At 68.1% G+C, this 18,271-nt stretch carries 14 protein-coding genes; 7 read left to right on the top strand and 7 right to left on the bottom strand.

Annotation, left to right across the window (positions count from 1 at the left end; genetic code table 11):
• Positions 1-355: 355 nt before the first annotated feature.
• From AB8998_RS10750 to AB8998_RS10720, 7 genes are all read left to right on the top strand, one after another.
• Positions 356-1,777, top strand: coding sequence for a condensation domain-containing protein (locus tag AB8998_RS10750; RefSeq protein ID WP_369741514.1), 1,422 nt, complete (start codon positions 356-358; stop codon positions 1,775-1,777).
• Positions 1,778-1,894: 117 nt separating this feature from the next.
• A complete protein-coding gene (locus AB8998_RS10745) occupies positions 1,895-4,885 on the top strand; it encodes an MMPL/RND family transporter (RefSeq protein WP_369737944.1) in 2,991 nt (996 codons plus the stop codon).
• A 40-nt stretch (positions 4,886-4,925) separates the two neighbouring features.
• The gene (pe, locus tag AB8998_RS10740) at positions 4,926-6,068 is read left to right on the top strand and encodes an acyltransferase PE (protein WP_369737942.1); all 1,143 of its coding nucleotides are present in this window, start codon (positions 4,926-4,928) and stop codon (positions 6,066-6,068) included.
• Positions 6,069-6,108: 40 nt separating this feature from the next.
• Entirely contained in the window at positions 6,109-7,854 is a 1,746-nt protein-coding gene (locus tag AB8998_RS10735) for an AMP-binding protein (protein WP_369737941.1), read from the top strand.
• Between the two features lie 93 nt (positions 7,855-7,947).
• Complete coding sequence (locus AB8998_RS10730) at positions 7,948-8,997, top strand: NAD(P)H-dependent amine dehydrogenase family protein (protein WP_369737940.1); 1,050 nt, start codon at positions 7,948-7,950, stop codon at positions 8,995-8,997.
• Positions 8,998-9,168: 171 nt separating this feature from the next.
• Positions 9,169-9,612, top strand: coding sequence for an MmpS family transport accessory protein (locus AB8998_RS10725; RefSeq protein ID WP_369737938.1), 444 nt, complete (start codon positions 9,169-9,171; stop codon positions 9,610-9,612).
• A complete protein-coding gene (locus AB8998_RS10720; RefSeq protein ID WP_369737937.1) occupies positions 9,609-12,494 on the top strand; it encodes an MMPL/RND family transporter in 2,886 nt (961 codons plus the stop codon). Before AB8998_RS10725 ends, AB8998_RS10720 begins: the two co-directional genes overlap by 4 nt.
• A 12-nt stretch (positions 12,495-12,506) precedes the next feature.
• Here AB8998_RS10720 and AB8998_RS10715 read toward each other — a convergent pair whose 3' ends face one another.
• From AB8998_RS10715 to AB8998_RS10685, 7 genes are all read right to left on the bottom strand, one after another.
• The gene (locus AB8998_RS10715) at positions 12,507-13,337 is read right to left on the bottom strand and encodes a DegV family protein (protein ID WP_369737935.1); all 831 of its coding nucleotides are present in this window, start codon (positions 13,335-13,337) and stop codon (positions 12,507-12,509) included.
• A 55-nt stretch (positions 13,338-13,392) separates the two neighbouring features.
• Positions 13,393-14,142, bottom strand: coding sequence for a diglucosylglycerate octanoyltransferase (octT, locus tag AB8998_RS10710; RefSeq protein WP_369737934.1), 750 nt, complete (start codon positions 14,140-14,142; stop codon positions 13,393-13,395).
• A complete protein-coding gene (gene gpgP, locus AB8998_RS10705) occupies positions 14,132-14,806 on the bottom strand; it encodes a glucosyl-3-phosphoglycerate phosphatase (RefSeq protein WP_369737933.1) in 675 nt (224 codons plus the stop codon). The genes octT and gpgP overlap by 11 nt, the downstream gene beginning before the upstream one ends.
• The gene (gene rsfS / locus AB8998_RS10700) at positions 14,803-15,183 is read right to left on the bottom strand and encodes a ribosome silencing factor (protein WP_369737932.1); all 381 of its coding nucleotides are present in this window, start codon (positions 15,181-15,183) and stop codon (positions 14,803-14,805) included. Before rsfS ends, gpgP begins: the two co-directional genes overlap by 4 nt.
• On the bottom strand, positions 15,180-15,806 hold the full coding sequence (gene nadD, locus AB8998_RS10695; protein ID WP_369741513.1) for a nicotinate-nucleotide adenylyltransferase: 627 nt from the start codon (positions 15,804-15,806) through the stop codon (positions 15,180-15,182). Before nadD ends, rsfS begins: the two co-directional genes overlap by 4 nt.
• Before the next feature lie 100 nt (positions 15,807-15,906).
• The gene (locus AB8998_RS10690) at positions 15,907-17,352 is read right to left on the bottom strand and encodes a vWA domain-containing protein (RefSeq protein ID WP_369737930.1); all 1,446 of its coding nucleotides are present in this window, start codon (positions 17,350-17,352) and stop codon (positions 15,907-15,909) included.
• A 13-nt stretch (positions 17,353-17,365) separates the two neighbouring features.
• Positions 17,366-18,253, bottom strand: a complete 888-nt coding sequence (locus AB8998_RS10685; protein ID WP_369737929.1) for an AAA family ATPase — start codon at positions 18,251-18,253, stop codon at positions 17,366-17,368.
• Positions 18,254-18,271: the final 18 nt, after the last annotated feature.

Below are 18,271 nucleotides of genomic sequence, written 5' to 3'. Positions count from 1 at the left end.
ACCCTAGACCGGACCTGGCGGAACTCCGCCGAATTGGCCCCCCGACACCATCGTGGGCAATGTACACATGCCCGCCGGATCGCGCAGCCGAATCACCTCCGCGGCAAGTATGCCAAGCATGCGTGCTTCGCGTGCCGCATCGCGCCGGTATCATTCGGGCACGGCCGCGCGCCGGGCCCTCCGCGTCGGGCGGTGCCGTACAACCAGAACCACCACCGCCCGCCGAACCCGGCCGGCCGTGGCGGGGGCATCTGCCCATATCACCGACGGTGGTTGCCGCAAGGGCTATCTTGGTCTCGCGACCAGCGCGGCCCGGCTGCCGCCTTGGAAAACGTGGAAAACCGGGGAGAACGTATTGCAAATCGGGCAAATAACGATCGGCTCACTCGACGATTGGAGGCCGACTCCAGGCACGGTCATTTCCTGGCACCCGACCACCGCGGCTGCCGAAAAGGCCCGGCAGGCCCCGGTCAGCTCCGTGCCGGTCAGCTACATGCAGGGCCAGCATCTTCGCAATTATCACGAGCGTACGGTCGCGGGCCTGGGCTTCTCGCGGCAGATCATCGGCACCTGCGACGTGCCCGGCCGGTGTGATGTCGCGGCCATGGACCGCGCCCTCAACGCCTACCTGCGTCGGCATGACACGTTCCGGAGCTGGTTCGACCACATCGGTGACGGAAAGTTCGTAAGGCACGCCATCAACGACCCTGCGGACATCGAGTTCGTGCCGATCGACCACGGCACGATGACGGTCGACGAAATACGCGCCCATCTCGTGGGCATCCCGAATCCGCTGGAGTGGGGCTGCTGGACCTTCGGGATCGTGCAGAGCGAAGACCGTTTCACTTTCTTCGCCGCCATGGACCACGTCCACGGCGATGCGACCCTGATCGGCACGACGATGCTCGAGGCCAATGGGATGTATACGGCGTTGAGCGAAGGCGCCGAAGGCCTGGCGCTTCCCGATGCGGGCAGCTTCGACGAGTTCTGCGCCCGCGAGCGCCAGTACACGTCGACGCTGACCGTGGATTCGCCTCAGGTACGCGCGTGGATCGACTTCGCCGAGAACAACAACGGTAGCTTTCCCGAGTTCCCGCTGCCACTGGGTAACCCGCTGGAGCCCGGCGGCAGCGACATGGTCTCCGAACTGCTGATGGACGCGGAGCAGACGGAGCGGTTCGAATCGGCCTGCACGGCGGTCGGCGCGCGGTTCGTCGGCGGCTTGTTCGCGTGCATCGCCCTGGTGGAGCACGAGTTCACCGGTGCTCTGACCTACTACGGCCTCACCCCCAGGGATACACGCAGAACCACGGACAACTTCATGACGCAGGGCTGGTTCACCGGCCTGGTGCCGATCACCGTGCCGATAGCCGCGGCCTCTTTCAGCGATGCCGCCTGGGCGGCGCAGGCGTCTTTCGATTCGGGCCAGCACCTGGCGAAGGTGCCGTACTACCGGGTATTGGAACTGGCGCCGTGGCTGAGCTGGCCACAGCCGAACTTCCCGGTGACGAACTTCTTGCACGGCGGCGCGGCGCCGCTCAACGCCGTGCTCGCGGCAGCCGACCTGGGTTATGCGAACAACATCGGGATCTACTCCGACAGCCGGTTCTCCTACCAGCTGACCATTTACATATTTCGCTACGGGGCGGGCACGGCGATGGCGATCATGTATCCCGACAACCCGGTGGCCGAGAAATCAGTCACCCGCTATCTCGAAGCGATGAAGTCCGTGTGCACGCGGGTCGCCGGCCGCGGGCACTGGGGGCGCGTTGCCTAGCTCGGAGTACTTCGTTGGCGCTCATCCGGCTCGGATCGCGGAACTGCGCGATCCGACGGCGGCCGGGAGAGCGTTGGCGCGGGTCGCCGGCGAGCGCCGGCCGGGGTTGAGGACGACATGCGACGGCTAGCGGATTTCGTGGTGCGGTGGCCCTGGGCGGTGATCGGGATCTGGCTCGCGATCGCGGCCGCCCTGCCGCTGGCACTGCCGTCGCTCAACGAGATGGCCCAGAAGCATCCGCTCACCATTCTGCCCAACGATGCACCGTCGAACGTCGCCGCCAAGAAGATGACCGAGGCGTTTCACGAATCGGGCTCGGACGACCTGCTGCTGGTCGTCCTGACTGACGACAAGGGGCTCGGCCCCGCCGACGAAGCCGCCTACCGCAAACTGGTGGACGCGCTGCGCCAGGACCCGCGGGATGTCCTGATGCTGCAGGATTTCGTCAGCACGCCGCCCCTACGTCCGGTCCTCACCAGCAACGACCACAAAGCCTGGGTGCTGCCGGTCGGCGTGGCGGGGGAACTGGGCACTCCGCGGTCCTATGCCGCTTTCCAACGGATCGGCGACATCGTCGCGCACACCGTCTCCGGCACGCCCCTGACGGCACACCTCACCGGCCCAGCGGCAACCGTCGCCGACCTCACGGTCGCGGGCGATCGGGACCGGCTCCCCATCGAGTTGGCGATCGCCGTCCTGGTGCTCATCGTCCTGCTGATGGTCTACCGCAGCGCGATCACGATGCTGCTGCCGTTGGCGACGATCGGGTTGTCGCTGGTGATCGCGCAGGCGTTGGTGGCCGGCTATTCGCAACTGACCGGCTCGGGCGTCTCGAACCAGTCCATCGTGTTCCTGAGCGCGATCATGGCCGGCGCCGGAACCGACTACGCGGTGTTTCTCATCAGCCGGTATCACGACTACCGGCGATCCGGCGCGGATTTCGATCAGGCGGTCAAGAAGGCGATGACCTCGATCGGAAAGGTGATCACCGCATCCGCCAGCACCGTGGGAATCACCTTCCTCCTCATCAGCTTCGCGCGGATGGGGGTGTTCAAGACGGTCGGGTTCTCGGCGGCGATCGGGATCGGCGTGGCATACCTGGCCGCGATGACGTTGCTGCCGGCGATCATGGTGATCGCCGGTCCGCGCGGCTGGGTCAAGCCGCGGCGCGAACTGACCGCCCCGTTCTGGCGGCGTTCGGGCATCCGCATCGTGCGCCGGCCGGCGGTACATCTGGTCGCCAGCCTGCTGGTGCTGGCCATCCTGGCCAGCTGCGCCACCTTCGTCCGCTACAACTACGACGATCGCAAGGCCCTGCGGGCTTCCGCTCCGAGTTCCCTCGGGTACGCCGCGCTGGATCGCCACTTCCCCGTCAACCAGTCCATCCCGGAGTACATCCTCGTCCAGTCGCCGCACGACCTCCGCACGCCCCGGGCCCTCGCCGACCTGGAACAGATGGCGCACCGGGTCAGCCAGCTGCCGAACGTCGCCGCGGTCAGCGGCATCACCCGTCCCACCGGAAACGTGCCCGAACAGTTCCGGGCCACCTATCAGGCGGGCGCCATCGGAACCCTGCTGGCCAGCGGGTCCACCCTGATCAGCGACCACACCGGCGACCTGAACCGCCTGGTGGAGGGAGCCGGCACGCTGGCCGACAACCTCAGTCACGTGCGCGGCCAGGTCGACCAGCTCGCCGCCGGCGTGCACGAGCTGGAGAATGCCTTCTCCTCGGCGAAGAACCAGTACAGCGGCGACACACTCGTCAAAGAGGTCGACATCGCGGCCCAACTCGTCGACCACGTGAACTCGCTCAGCAACGCGATGGGCTGGAACTTCTCCGCCGCCAAGAACATGTTCGGGTGGATGAGCCCGGTGCTGGCGGCGCTGCAGGGCAACCCGGTCTGCGACGCCGACCTGTCGTGCAGCGACACCCGCGCGACCTTGGAGCAACTGACCGGGGGGCGCGATCAGGCGGACCTCGACGCGATCAACGACCTGTCCCACCAACTGCAGGAGTATCCGGACAAGCGGGCCCTCAAAGCGTCCACCGACCGCCTGCGTCAGGCGCTGGCGAAGCTGGCCGCCGTGCTGAAGTCGATGGGGATGGACCAACCCGGCGGCCTGCAGGCGAACCTGAACAGCCTGCAAAGCGGCGCCGATCGATTCGCCGGCGGGAGCCGCCAGGTGGCCGACGCGGTGGCTCAACTCGTCGACCAGGTCAAGCGCCTCGGGGCGGGGCTCAGCGAATCGGCGGATTTTCTGTTGTCGCTGAAGCAAGACGCGGCACAACCGGCGATGGCCGGGTTCAACATCCCCTCGCAGCTGCTGCACCTGCAGGAATTCCAGAAGGCCGCCAAGGTGTTCATCTCGCCGGACGGCCACTCGGTGCGGTACCTGGTGCAAACCAAGCTGAACCCGTTCAGCAACGAGGCCATGGACCAGGTCAACGCGATCATCGCCACGGCGCGGGGAGCCCAGCCGAACACCGCCCTGGCCGACGCCACGGTGTCGATGGCGGGTTTCACCGTCGGCCTGAAAGACACGCGCGACTACTACGAACACGACATCCGGTTCATCATCGCGGTGACCCTGCTCGTGGTGCTGTTGACGTTGATCGTGCTGCTGCGTGCGATCGTGGCGCCGCTGTATCTGGTTGCTTCCGTGGTCGTTTCGTACTTGTCGGCGGTGGGTGTCGGCGTGCTGGTGTTTCAGTTCCTGCTCGGCCAGCATCTGCATTGGAGCGTGCCGCCGCTGGCGTTCGTCGTGCTGGTCTCGGTGGGAGCCGATTACAACATGCTGCTGGTCTCGCGGATGCGTGACGGATCTCCGCACAGCGTGCGGTACGGCATCATCCGGACCCTCAGTTCGACGGGCGGTGTGATCACCGCGGCGGGTCTGATCTTCGCCGCCTCGATGGGCGGCCTGCTGTTCTCCAGCATCGGCACCGTGGTCCAGGGCGGCTTCGTGATGGGTGTGGGAATCCTGCTCGACACCTTCCTGGTTCGCACCATCACGGTGCCCGCCATCGCCGCGCTGGTCGGTCAGGCGAACTGGTGGCCGTCACGGGCGGGCGCGCCGAGGCGCAACCGGGTTAGCGCGCGAACTTGATGTGTGTGAAACTAGAGGATCCGAGGGGTCAGGGGTAGGGATGAAGAAACTGGTCGCGGGAGTCGCCGCGCTGGTAACCGTCAGCGCCACAGCATGTTTCGGCGTCCCCACCGCCTCGGCCCCCACCGCGTCGGCCGATGACACGCCCATCGGCGGGCCGCCGACACCGGGGGCACCGGGCGACCAGACCGCGTACGCGCTCGGGGGCGCTCACGTTCTGGGCATCCCCTACGACGAGTACATCCGCCAGGAGGGCGCCCAATGGTTCCCCGGCCAGCAGCGCGAAATCATCGGCTACCCGGCGGGGCAGGTGCAGGGCCACGTGCTGGGGCGACTGTTCCCGGGCATCGGCAAGCTCGATGAGAACTTCCCGGGCCTGGGCCTGGACGGGCCCAGCGTCGGCGAGTCGGTCGACGTGGGAATAGACAATCTCGTCGGGGCGATCAAGTCGGGTCGGCCCGGCACCGCGATCGGCTTGTCCGAGGGCGGGTTCGTGGTCGACGGCGCGCAGGCTCGACTGGCCGACGACCCGGCCGCTCCGCCGCCGGACACCCTGAACTTCGCCACATTCGGCGACCCGATCGGGCGGCACGCCTTCGGTCAGAGTTTCCTGTCCGCCATGTTCCCCGTCGGCAGCGTCGTCCCCGCGCTCGACTACACCATGCCGCCCCCGTACCAGAGCCAATACGACACCGACAAGTTCGTGGCCGCGTACGACTCCATCGCGGACTTCCCGGACCGGCCGGACAACATGTTCGCCCTCGCCAACACCGTCATGGGCCTGGCCACGGGTCACACCGCGGTGGCCTTCACGAACCCGGGCATGGTGCCGCCGCAGAACATCAGGACCACGGTCAACTCCAGGGGCGCGAAGATCACGACGGTCATGGTCCCGGAGAAGCACCTTCCGCTGGTCATGCCCCTGGCCTACATCGGGATTTCGGAGGACACGCTCAACAAGCTCGACGCGATCCTGACGCCCCGGGTCAATGCGGGCTACGCGCGCAACGACGACCCGTCGACCGCCCCGGTTCAGGTGGACCCGCTGCACGGCTTCGACCCCGCGGAGGTCACCGCGCCGGCCAACCAGGCCACCTTCGGCGGCGGGGCCGACCCGTTCTCGCAGATCCTCGCCGGTGCCTTGTCCGTGTTGTCCCATGGCGCGGGACAGGCCGACCACTGACTCCGATGCGCCGCCTCGGAGAAATCGGCACGGACGTGATGTGACGCAGCCCCAGTCTTCCATTCTCTCGATGCTGCACGGCCGTGCCAGCCTGCGGCCCGACGACGTCGCCTTTACGTTCACCGATTGCGACGACGACTGGGCGGGCGTTCCCGAGAGCCTCACGTGGTCGCAGTTGTCCCGCCGGACAATGAATTTGGCGCGCGAGCTCAGCCTGCACGGCTCGGCCGGGGACAGGGCGGTGATCCTGGCTCCGCAGTCCCTCGACTACATCGCGGCGTTCCTGGGAGCCATGCAGGCCGGCCTGATCGCGGTTCCGCTCCCGTTGCCGCACCGCGGCTCGACCCATGAGCGGGTGAGCGCGGTCCTCACCGACACGTCGCCCGCGGTTGTCCTCACGACGTCCGCGGTCGCGGAGGACATCACCGAATATGTCGATCGGGCACGCCTGGAGGCCGTGCCGAAGATCGTCGAAATCGATTCGCTGAATCTGGATGCCGATGGCGGAACATCCCTTCCGGCAACAGCTTTGCCCAGCGTCGCGTATCTGCAGTACAGCTCGGGCTCCACCCGGCTGCCGACCGGCGTGATGATCTCGCACCGCAACCTCCAGGTGAACTTCGAGCAGCTGATGCGGAGCTTTTTCACGGAGTCCAACATCAAAGCCCCGCCGGATCTCACCATCGTGTCGTGGCTGCCCTTCTACCACGACATGGGTTTGGTGCTGGGCGTCTGCGCACCGATCCTGGGCGGCTATCGCGGCGAGCTGGCGAGCCCGGTCTCGTTCCTGGAACGGCCCGCGAGGTGGGTGCGATCCCTGGCCACGAGTCCGCACGCGTTTTCGGCGGCGCCGAACTTCGCCTACGACCTGGCCGCCCGCAAAACCGGCGACGGCGACCTCGCCGGGCTCGAGCTCTCCGGCGTGCTGGGCATCATCAGCGGCGCCGAACGTGTCGAGCCGGCCACCTTGCAGCGCTTCGTCGACCGGTTCGCCCACTTCGGCTTTCAAGACCACATGGTGCGCCCCTCCTACGGCTTGGCGGAGGCGACCGTCTTCGTGACGGCCGGCACCTGGAGCGAGTCGTCGAGCGCGGTGCGCTTCGATGCCGATGAGCTGTCCGCCGGCCGCGTCCGGCCAGGTGCGGCCCGGACCGGCACGGCGCTGGTCAAATACAAAGTGCCGCACTCCCCGACGCTGCGGATCGTCGACGCCGACACGGGCCGGGAGTGCCCGCCCGACGTGGTCGGCGAGATCTGGCTACACGGCCCCAACGTCGCCGAGGGCTACTGGCGCAAGCCGCCGGAGGAGCAGCGCTGCTTCGGCGCGACGCTGGTGGACCCGTCGCCGGGCACGCCGGGCGGCCCGTGGCTGCGAACCGGCGACCTGGGTTTCGTCTTCTCCGGTGAGCTGTTCATCGTCGGGCGCATCAAGGACTTGCTGATCATCCGCGGGCGGAACCACTACCCCGAGGACATCGAGGCCACGGCCCAGGAGCTCACCGGGGGCCGGGTCGCGGCGATATCGGTTCCGGTGAACGGCACCGAGGAGCTGGTCACCGTGATCGAACTCAAGAAGAGGGGCGACTCCGACGAGGCGGCGCTGCACCGGCTCGCCCGCGTCAGAAGCGACGTCACGTCGGCGATATCCAACGCGCACGGCTTGAGCGTCGGCGACCTCGTTCTGGTGTCGCCCGGGTCGATACCCACCACGACCAGCGGCAAGATCCGGCGGGCCGCCTGCGTCGAGCAGTACCGCGAGGGTCGATTCACCCGGTTGGACGCCTGAGGAGCAACCAGGCGGCGGTGGGGGCCGCCCCGCCCGCGGGCACGGTGACCGGTTGCACATAATGAGTCGAATCGCACCGGCAAAGGAGCCCCCGTGAGCACAAACCGTCCCCTTCGCGTCATCCAGTGGACCACCGGGAACATCGGGCGCCGCTCACTGCACGCCGTCATCGGCCGGCCCGACATGGAACTGGTCGGGGTGTACGCGCACGGGGCGGACAAGGTCGGCGTCGACGCCGCCGACCTGGCCGGCTGGCCCGAACCGACCGGTGTGCGCGCGACCGACGACATCGACGCACTGCTGGCCCTGGACGCCGACGCGTGCTGCTACAACCCGTTGTGGCCCAGCGTCGACGAACTGGTGCGGCTGCTGGAATCGGGTGTCAACGTGTGCACCAGCGCGGCCTGGATCACCGGGGGCAAGCAGACCCCGCAGGACCGCCAACGCATCCTGGACGCCTGCGAGCGGGGGCAGTCGACGATCTTCGGCAGCGGGGCGCACCCCGGGATGACGAACATGGTCGGCATGGTGCTGTCCGCCTCCTGCGAGTGGGTCGACGAGATCCGGATCACCGAGTCGGTGGACTGCTCGACCTACGAGTCGGCGGAGACCCAGACGGCGATGGGCTTCTCCCAGGATCCCGACACCCCGGGCCTGGCCGAGAGCGTGCGGCGGGAGAGCGAGGTGTTCGCCGAATCGGCGGCGATGATGGCCGACGCGATCGGGGCGAAGCTGGACAGGATGACCTTCGACGTCACGTTCACCGCGGCCACCGACGACTCCGATCTGGGCTTCATGAAGATCCCGGCGGGAACGGTCGGCGGCGTCTACGGGTACCACCGCGGCTGGCAGGGCGATCGCAACGTCGTCAGCGTCGGCTTCAACTGGACCATGGGCAACCACGTGGCGCCGCCCAAGCCGCTCGAGAACGGCCACGTCATCCAGGTGTTCGGGTTGCCCAACATGCGCACCGTGCTGCACTGCCTGCCGCCCAAGGACTGGACCGAGCCCGGGTTCATGGGCCTGGGCATGATCTACACCGCGATGCCGGTGACCAACGCGGTCCCGGCGGTGGTGGCGGCGCGCCCCGGCATCGCGACGCTGGCCGACCTGCCGCCGGTCACCGGCCGGGTGGCTCGCTGAAGCTATGCCGTTCGCCACACCAAACGGGCCCGGAGGAACGGTTCCGTGCATTAAGGTTTACGATACTTAGCTGAGCAAATGTTCTGATGATTTGGCTGGTCGTCGACGGTGTCGAGCGTTCCGATCCGGCAGGACGGCGGACACGCGCAGCAGTGAGTGGAAGGCGGTGACATGAGAGCGGTTTCCATCGGTGGCCATCTCAAGCAAGCGTGGATACCCTTCGTGCTGGTGGTCGTCCTGAGCGCCTCGGGACTGGTGGTGTCGCGACTGCACAGGATCTTCGGTTCGCAGGACCTCAACGCCAATGCCGGCGCGGGCATCGAGATCGTGCAGTTCAATCCCAAGGTCGTCACCTATGAGATCACCGGGCCGCCCGGGTCGACCGCCAACATCAACTACTGGGACGCCGACGCCAACACCCACCAGGTCAACGGGGCGCCGTTGCCGTGGTCGTACACCCTGTCCACGACCCTGCCCGCGGTCAGCGCCAACATCATGGCCCAGACTGACGCCGACCGGATCGGCTGCCGGATCACCGTCGACGGCCAGCTGCGCGAGCAACACGAATTCAACGGCGTCAACGCGCAGGCGTTTTGCCTGGTGAAGTCCGCATGACCGCCCCGAGCGCCGCCCGGCGCGGCCACCGCCCGTACATCCCGCACCTCATCCGCATCTTCGCGGTGCCCATCATCCTGGGCTGGGTGGCGGTGACGGTCCTGCTCAACGTCGCGATCCCGACGCTGGAAGTCGTCGGGGAGGCGCACTCGGCGCCGATGGCTCCGCTAGACGCGCCGTCGATGAAGGCCATGATGCGGCTCGGCCACAACTTCCAGGAGTTCGACTCCAACAGCACGGTGATGGTCGTGCTCGAAGGCCAGCGGCCGCTCGACGACGCCGCCCACCGCTACTACGACGAGATCGTCCGCAAGCTGCGCGGAGACCACGAGCACGTCCAGCACATCCAGGATTTCTGGGGTGACCGGTTCACCGCGGCGGGGGCGCAGAGCGCCGACGCCAAGGCCTCCTACGTGATGATCAACATCGCAGGCGACCAGGGCACGACGCTGGCCAACGATTCCGTCGAGGCCGTGCGCAAGGCGGTCAACAACACCCCGGCACCGCCGGGGGTGAAGGCCTATGTCACCGGGCCCGCGGCGCTCTCCGACGACATGCACGTCATCGGTAACTCCAGCCTGGCCAAGATCACGCTGTTCACCCTGGGCGCGATCGCGGTCATGCTGCTGCTGGTGTACCGCTCGATCGTCACCACCGTGATCCAGCTGTTCATGACCTTCGTCGGGCTGGCGTGCTCGCGTCAGGTGGTCGCCGCGCTGGGCTACGTCAACGCGTTCGGGCTGACCACGTTCGCCGCCAACATCCTGACGATGCTGGCGATCGCCGCGGCCACCGACTACGGCATCTTCCTGGTCGGGCGCTACCAGGAAGCGCGGGCGGCCGGCGAGGACCGGGAAACCGCCTACTACACCACGTTCCACGGGGTGGCGCCCGTCGTGCTCGGGTCGGGCCTGACCATCGCCGGCGCCACCTACTGCCTCAGCTTCGCCCGGCTGCCCTGGTTCAGCACCATGGGCGCGCCCGTGGCGATCGGGATGCTGGTCGTGGTGCTGGCTGGCCTGACGCTGGGCCCGGCGGTGATCTTCGTGGGCAGCCGCTTTGGCCTGTTCGAACCCAAGCAGGCGGCCAAGGGCCGGCTGTGGCGCCGCGTCGGCACCGCGGTGGTGCGCTGGCCGCTGCCGATCTTCGCGGTCAGCGCCACCGTCGTGCTCATCGGCATGCTGGGCCTACCCGGCTACGTCACCAGCTACAACGACCGCTACTACCTGCCCGGATCGGCGCCCGCCAACCTCGGATACGCGGCGGCGGACCGGCATTTCTCCCAGGCCCGGATGAACCCTGACATGCTGATGGTCGAAGCCGACCACGACATGCGCAACCCGGCCGACATGCTGGTGCTGGACAAGGTCGCCAGAAACCTCATCCGCACCCACGGCATCGCCATGGTCCAGGACATCACCCGGCCCCTGGGCATCCCCATCCAGCACAGCTCGATCCCGTTCCAGAACAGCGTCCAGGGCCAGACGACCATGCAGAACATGGACTTCCTCAGGCAGCGCATGGCCGACATCCTCAAGATGGCGGATGAGCAGCAGATCACCATAAATTATCTGGAGCAGATGTATGACCTCACGAAACAGATGGCCGACAATGCTCACGACATGGCGAATCTCACCGAAAAAATGGCGAACATCACTGATGAGCTGCGGGATCACCTAGCGGATTTCGACGACTTCTGGCGGCCGGTCCGCAGCTACTTGTGGTGGGAGAAACACTGCTTCGACATCCCGATATGCTGGTCGACCCGCTCCATTTTCGACGCCTTGGACGACACGGACAAGCTTGCCGAGACCATCCATTCCCTGTCAAAAGACACAAGAACCCTGGACGTGCTCACGCACCAGTTGGCCGCGATCTTGCCGCCGCAGATCAACAGCATGAAAACCACCCGCGAGCTGACCCTGACGATGCACAGCACCTTCGAGGCCATGCTCGACCAGATGGACGCGATGAACGACACCGCGATCGTCATGGGGCAAAGCTTCGACAAGTCCAAGAACGACGACTTCTTCTACCTTCCGCCCGAGGCGTTCTCGAACCCGGAGTTCATCCGCGGCATCAAGATGTTCTTCTCCCCCGACGGCAAGTCCACGCGTTTCTTCATCACCCATCAGGGCGATCCGATGACCCCGGAAGGGATCTCACGGGTCGACTCCGAGCGCCTGGCCGCCCAGGAGGCGCTCAAGCAGTCGTCGCTGTCGAACGCCAAGGTGTTCCTGGGCGGTACGGCGGCGACCTTCAAGGACATGCATGACGGCGCCAAGTACGACCTGATGATCGCGGTGATCTCGGCGTTGACGCTGATCTTCATGATCATGCTGCTGCTGACCCGCAGCGTGGTGGCGGCTCTGGTCATCGTGAGCACCGCGGGCAGCTCGATCGCGGCGTCGTTCGGGTTGTCCGTGCTCATCTGGCAGGACCTGTTCGGTTTCAAGATCCACTGGATCGTGATGGCGCTGTCGGTCATCATCCTGCTGGCCGTCGGGTCCGACTACAACCTGCTGCTGGTCTCCCGTTTCAAGGAGGAGATCCACGCCGGCCTCAAGACCGGGATCATCCGGTCCATGGCCGGCACCGGCACGGTGGTGACGTCCGCGGGTCTGGTGTTCGCCTTCACCATGGCGGCCATGCTGGGCAGCGAGCTGACCGTGCTGGGGCAGTTCGGCTCCACGGTCTGCATCGGTCTGCTGCTCGACACCCTGGTCGTGCGCACGCTGCTGATGCCGTCCATCGCCACCATGCTGGGGCGCTGGTTCTGGTGGCCGCAGGTGGTCCACCCCCGCGGCGACTACGGGCGCCGGCAGCAGCCGGTGGCCAAGGAGGCCGACACCTCGCCGATACCGGTGCCGGCGCACCGCTGATTGCCCGCGGCACTACCCGGACAGCTGCACGCACACCGCGACGGCTCCCGCGCCGACGTGCAATCCCAGCACCGGCCCCAGCGGGGTCACGGTCGCGGGCCGGCACGCCGGTAGCCGCGCGGCCAGCGCGGCGGCGACCCGGTCGGCGCCGTCGGGGTTGGCGACGTGGTGCACCGCCAACTCGGCGGAGTCCTCCCCCACGATCTCGCAGACCCGGTCGATCATCGCCGCAGTTGCGTTGTTGACCGTGCGCACCCGTTGGGCCAGAACGAGTTTCCCGTCCTCGATGCGCAGCACCGGCTTGAGCGCCAGCGCGGTGCCCAACCACGCCTTGGCCCCGCCGATCCGTCCGCTGCGGCGCAGGTTGTCCAGGCGGTGGACCACGATGTAGGCGTGGCCGCGGGACACCGCCGCGCCGGCGGCGCCGGCGACGGCCTCCAGATCGCCGCCCGCGGCCGCGGCCCGCGCGGCGGCCAGCGCGACGAAGCCGGTGCCCATCGCGGCCGACCTCGAGTCGACGACCCGCACGGCCGGGCCCAGTTCGGCCGCCGTGCGTTGCGCGGCGGCACAGGTTCCCGACAGGCCCGAGGAGATGTGCACCGCCACCACGCCGTCGCCGCCGCTGTCGGTCAACGCCTGCCGGTAGGCGGCGTCGAGTTCGGCCGGCGTCGCCGCCGCGGTGGTGGCGTGACGCTTGTGGAGGTCCTCGGGGATCTCGTCGACGCCCTCACGCAGGTCGGCGCCGTCGAGCAGGATGTGCAGCGGGACCACGCGGATCGCCCACTTCTCGCACAGGTCGGCCGGCAGCCGCGACGACGCATCGGTCACCACCACGACAGTCATCAGCGCCGCTCCTTCTCATCGCTGCGCTCTGCATCGTCGTCGGCGCGGGTCACGGTCAGTCACACGGCTTCTCGGCCGCCACTTGAGCCTTTTGCAAGGCTTCGGCCAGCGCCTTGAGCATCAGCTCGGCGACCGCCTGGTGGGCCTCGAAGTTCCAGTGGATGCCGTCGGGGTTGCCTCGGCCGCTCATGATCTGTTCGGCCACAGCGGCTTTGAGGTCCACCAGCGGAACGTCGTGGCGCTGCGCCCATTCGGTGATCGCCGCCACCGTGCCGGGACGGCCGTGGTGCGCCTTCCCGTAGGTCTCGGCGATGTGCACCGACGGCAGGGATGCCACGATCGGGATGCCCGGGCGGTTGAAATCGATTGCGGCACGGGTCTGTTCGAGATAGTCGGCGCTCAGGCGCGGGGGCAGCGCGGGCCTGGCCACCGGCGAGAGCCGCGGCTGTACCCAGCCGTACCCGTCGCGTACCCAGCGCCGCAGCCACGACGGGCGCACGTAGCGGATCAGCTCGCGCAACGCCGTCGGCAGCACCGAGGGCAGCGAATCCATCCCGCCGGTCGCGAAGACCACCGCGCCCGCCCTGGGTAGCGCCGCCCAGGCGCGCGGGTCCTGGGTCGCCGCCCACCAGACGTCCCGGCAGGTCCAGCCGATGCGACCGATCAGCTCCAGGTCCCAGCCTAGCTGTGCGGCAACGAGATTGGGCCAGATCCGCGGGTCGTCGGCGGGCAGTCCCCCGGTGGGCCCGTAGTAGGCCAGGGAGTCGGCGAACACCAGCAGGGTGGGACGCGCCTCAGAGGACATCGCCGAACACCTGCGCCGACGCGTTCCAGACGTCCAGGCGCCAGCCGATGCCGTCGAACCCGTCGCCTTCGCCGCGGGAGTGGCCGGACAGTTGCACCCAGCTCGCGTTGCCCATGCCGCCCAGGACCGGCCAGTTGCCGACCGGCAGCTTGAGCAGCGCGGCCGACAGCGCGGCGATCAGCCCACCGTGGGCGACGAACACCACCGGTCGATCCGGCTGGTCGGGGTCGCCCCACTCCGGGTTGCCGGCGACCAGCTCGGCGACCACCGGCAGGCTGCGCGAGGCCACGTCCACCCGGCTCTCCCCACCGTGCGGTGCCCACGTGGCGTCTTCGCGCCACGCCAGCCGGGCTCCCGGGGCCTCGGCGTCGATCTGGGTGTGCGTCAAGCCCTGCCAGTCGCCGAGATGGGTTTCGCGCAGCCGCTCGTCGACCCGCACGTCCACGCCGGCCCGCTCCCCCAGCGTCACCGCGGTGTCGTAGGCGCGGCGCAGGTCCGAGGAGACGATCAGCAGCGGCTGCTGCTTGCCCAGCGCCTCGGCCGCGGCGATCGCCTGCGCCCGGCCCAGCTCACTGAGCTCGGTGTCCAGCTGGCCCTGCATCCGGCTGCCGAGGTTGTAGGCGGTCTGGCCGTGCCGCAACATCACCAGGCGACGAATTCTCATAGCGGATCCGCCGATTCCGCCGACAGGTCCACCGGCACCACCGGGCAGTCGCCCCACAGGCGGTCCAGGGCGTAGTAGTCGCGGTCGTCCTGATGCTGGATGTGCACGACGATGTCGCGGTAGTCCAGCAGCGTCCAGCGGCCTTCCCGGGTGCCCTCGCGGCGCGCGGGCTTGTAGCCGGCCCGGCGCATCTTCTCCTCGACCTCGTCGACGATGGCGTTGACCTGCCGCTCGTTGGACGCCGACGCGATGACGAAGCAGTCCGTGATGACCAGCTGGCCGGAGACGTCGATCACGATGACGTCGTCGGCGAGTTTGGCGGCGGCCGCACCGGCGGCCACCGTCGCCATGTCGATGGCTTCCTGCGTGGCGCTCATGTGTCGTTCCCCGTAACCAGTCCGGCCTGTTCGTTTTTGCAGTAGAGCCGGCGCTTGGACACGTACTGCACGACGCCGTCGGGCATCAGGTACCACAGGGGGCGCGACTCCTCGGCACGGCGGCGGCAATCGGTCGACGAGATCGCCAGCGCCGGGATCTCCACGAGGGTGAGCGCGTCGGCGGCCAGCTCGCCCAGCACACCGGTGATGTGCTCACCCTGCAGTTCGTAGCCGGGGCGGCTGACGCCGACGAAGTGCGCCAGGTCGAAGGCCTCCTCCCAGCCGCGCCACGACAGGATGGAAGCCAGCGCGTCGGCGCCGGTGATGAAGTACAGCCGGGCGTCCGGGTTGAGCGCGTGCAGGTCGCGCAGGGTGTCCCTGGTGTAGGTGGGCCCGGCGCGGTCGATGTCGACCCGGCTCACCGAGAACTGGGGATTGGACGCGGTCGCGATCACGGTCATCAGGTAGCGGTCCTCGGCGGCCGACACCGGCCGGCCCTTCTGCCAGGGCTGCCCGCTGGGCACGAACACCACTTCGTCGAGGTCGAACAGGTCGGCGACCTCGCTGGCGGCGACCAGGTGGCCGTAATGGATGGGATCGAACGTCCCACCCATCACCCCCAGCCTGCGAAGCAGCTTTTGCACGGTTTGCCAGCTTACTTGAGGCGATGCGGGAGGCCGATTTGTCGGCGGTGACCGCGTGGGTCATCCGCGAGCCCGGCACTCACACGGGCAGCAGCTGGTCGATCACCGCGGCCAGTTGCTTGGCGGACCGGCACTCGTGCATCGTGACCACCTCTTGGTAGCGCGGCACCGCGGAGTCGCCGCTGCCCCACAGGTGCCTGGGCTCGGGGTTGAGCCAGTGCGCGTGGCGGCTGGCGGTCACCATGTCGGACAGCACGTCGATCGCCGGGTCGCGGTAGTTGGTGCGCCCGTCACCGAGCACCAGCAGGGAACTGCGCGGGGAGAGCGCGTTGGGGAAGGCCTGCACGAACGACACGAACGCGTTGCCGTAGTCGGAATGGCCGTCGCGGCTGTAGACGCCGGCCTCCCGGGTGATCCGCTGGATGGCCACCGCCAGGTCGGCCTCGGGCCCGAACATGTGCGTCACCTCGTCGGTGGTGTCGATGAAGGCGAACACGCGCACCCGCGAGAACTGTTGACGCAACGCGTGCACCAGCAGCAGCGTGAAATGGCTGAATCCGGCAACCGAGCCCGAGACATCGCACAACACAACCAGTTCCGGACGCGCCGGGCGGGGCTTGGCCAGCACCACATCGATCGGGACGCCCCCGGTCGACATCGACCTGCGCAGCGTCTTGCGCAGATCGATCGTCCCGGCCCGGGTCCGGCGCCGGCGGGCCGCCAGCCGGGTCGCGAGGGTGCGGGCCAGCGGCGCGACCACACCCCGCATCTGGCGCAGCTGCTCCCCGGAGGCGCGCAGGAACTCGACGTTCTCCGAAAGCTGTGGAATGCCGTACATCTGGACATGGTCGCGGCCCAGCTGCTCGGCGGTGCGCCGCTTGGTCTCGGCGTCGACCAGCTTACGTAGTTGTGATATACGCTGCGCGGCAAGGGCTTTGGCGATCTGCTCCTGGGTGGGCGTGGGCTCGTCGCCGTAGGGGGCGAGCAGGCCCGCCAGCAGCTTGCCTTCCAGCTCGTCGAGTGCCATCGCCTTGAGCGCCTGGTACGACGAGAACGACGGGCCGCGGCTGGAGCTGTACTTGCCGTAGGCCTCGACGATGCGCGCGATCATCGAGACCAGACGCTGGTCCATGTCGGCGAGATCGGGGTTCTCGGCGAGCAGGTCCAGCAGCATCTGACGCATCGCGTCGACGTCGTCGGGCGGCAGTGAATTGTCGTCCGCCGCCTCGTCGTCGGTCGTCAGGGCCACCGCGCGCGCGCCCAGCGCCGCCGGGAACCACAGGTCGAACATGGCGTCGTAGGTCTCGCGATGGTCGGGCCGGCGCAGCACGGCGCAGGCGATGCCCTCGCGCAGCACCTCCCGGTCGCCCAGCCCGAGGGTGGCCATCACCCGGCCGGCATCGACCGTCTCTGAGGGCCCCACCGCAATGCCTGCCCCGCGAAGGGCTTCCACGAACCCCACCAGGTGGCCGGGCAGCCCGTGCGGGGCGAGCGGCCGGGCGGGCCGGATGCGGCGGGCGGCCATCAGTGCAGCCTCATCAGTTGAGCCTCAGCTCCCCGCTCGCGCGCTGCTGGTCGGACTGGTGTTTGAGGACCACCCCGAGCGTCTGGGCGACGACGGCGTCGTCGATGGTGTCCAGGCCCAGCGCGAGCAGCGTGCGGCCCCAGTCGATCGTCTCGGCGATCGACGGCAGCTTCTTGAGCTGCATGCCGCGCAGCACGCCGATGATGCGCACCAGCTCCTCGGCAAGGTGCTGGGGCAGCTCGGGGACCCGCGACAACAAGATGCGCCGTTCCAGGTCGGGGCTGGGAAAGTCGATGTGCAGGAACAGGCAGCGGCGCTTGAGAGCCTCCGAGAGCTCGCGGGTGGCGTTGGACGTCAGCACGACGAACGGGGCCCGCTCGGCGGTGATGGTGCCCAATTCCGGGACCGTCACCGCGAAGTCGGACAGCACCTCGAGCAGCAGGCCCTCGATCTCGATGTCGGCCTTGTCGGTCTCGTCGATCAGCAGCACCGTCGGGTCGGTGCGCCGGATGGCGGTCAGCAGCGGACGGGACAGCAGGAACTCCTCGCTGAACACATCGTCCCTGGTCTGATCCCAGTCCCCCTGTCCGGCAGCGTTGCTCGTTTGAATTCGCAGGATCTGCTTGGCGTGGTTCCACTCGTAGAGCGCGCGGGCCTCGTCGACCCCCTCGTAACACTGCAGGCGGACCAGCCCCGACCCGGTGGCCTGCGCGACCGCACGCGCCAGTTCGGTCTTACCGACACCGGCCGGCCCCTCCACCAGCAGCGGCTTGCCGAGCCGGTCGGCCAGGAAAACCGCCGTCGCGGTGGCGGTGTCGGGCAGGTAGCCGGTCTCGGCCAGCCGTCGCGAGACGTCTTCGATGTCGGCGAACAGCGGCTTGGGCCGGGCGGGCACGCTCACAATCGCATTCTCCTCAAG

It is taken from the genome of Mycobacterium sp. HUMS_12744610, from assembly GCF_041206865.1.
Taxonomy (GTDB): domain Bacteria; phylum Actinomycetota; class Actinomycetes; order Mycobacteriales; family Mycobacteriaceae; genus Mycobacterium; species Mycobacterium servetii.
The sequence above is the reverse complement of the archived record's forward strand: the minus strand, read 5'-3'. Positions and strand labels throughout refer to the sequence as shown.

Excerpts from the sequence above, each read along its gene's own strand:
- AB8998_RS10745 (WP_369737944.1), top strand. The coding sequence starts at position 1,895 with ATGCGACGGCTAGCGGATTTCGTGGTGCGGTGGCCCTGGGCGGTGATC.
- pe (WP_369737942.1), top strand. The coding sequence starts at position 4,926 with ATGAAGAAACTGGTCGCGGGAGTCGCCGCGCTGGTAACCGTCAGCGCC.
- AB8998_RS10725 (WP_369737938.1), top strand. The coding sequence starts at position 9,169 with ATGAGAGCGGTTTCCATCGGTGGCCATCTCAAGCAAGCGTGGATACCC.
- AB8998_RS10720 (WP_369737937.1), top strand. The coding sequence starts at position 9,609 with ATGACCGCCCCGAGCGCCGCCCGGCGCGGCCACCGCCCGTACATCCCG.
- AB8998_RS10715 (WP_369737935.1), bottom strand. The coding sequence starts at position 13,337 with ATGACTGTCGTGGTGGTGACCGATGCGTCGTCGCGGCTGCCGGCCGAC.
- octT (WP_369737934.1), bottom strand. The coding sequence starts at position 14,142 with ATGTCCTCTGAGGCGCGTCCCACCCTGCTGGTGTTCGCCGACTCCCTG.
- gpgP (WP_369737933.1), bottom strand. The coding sequence starts at position 14,806 with ATGAGAATTCGTCGCCTGGTGATGTTGCGGCACGGCCAGACCGCCTAC.
- rsfS (WP_369737932.1), bottom strand. The coding sequence starts at position 15,183 with ATGAGCGCCACGCAGGAAGCCATCGACATGGCGACGGTGGCCGCCGGT.
- AB8998_RS10690 (WP_369737930.1), bottom strand. The coding sequence starts at position 17,352 with ATGGCCGCCCGCCGCATCCGGCCCGCCCGGCCGCTCGCCCCGCACGGG.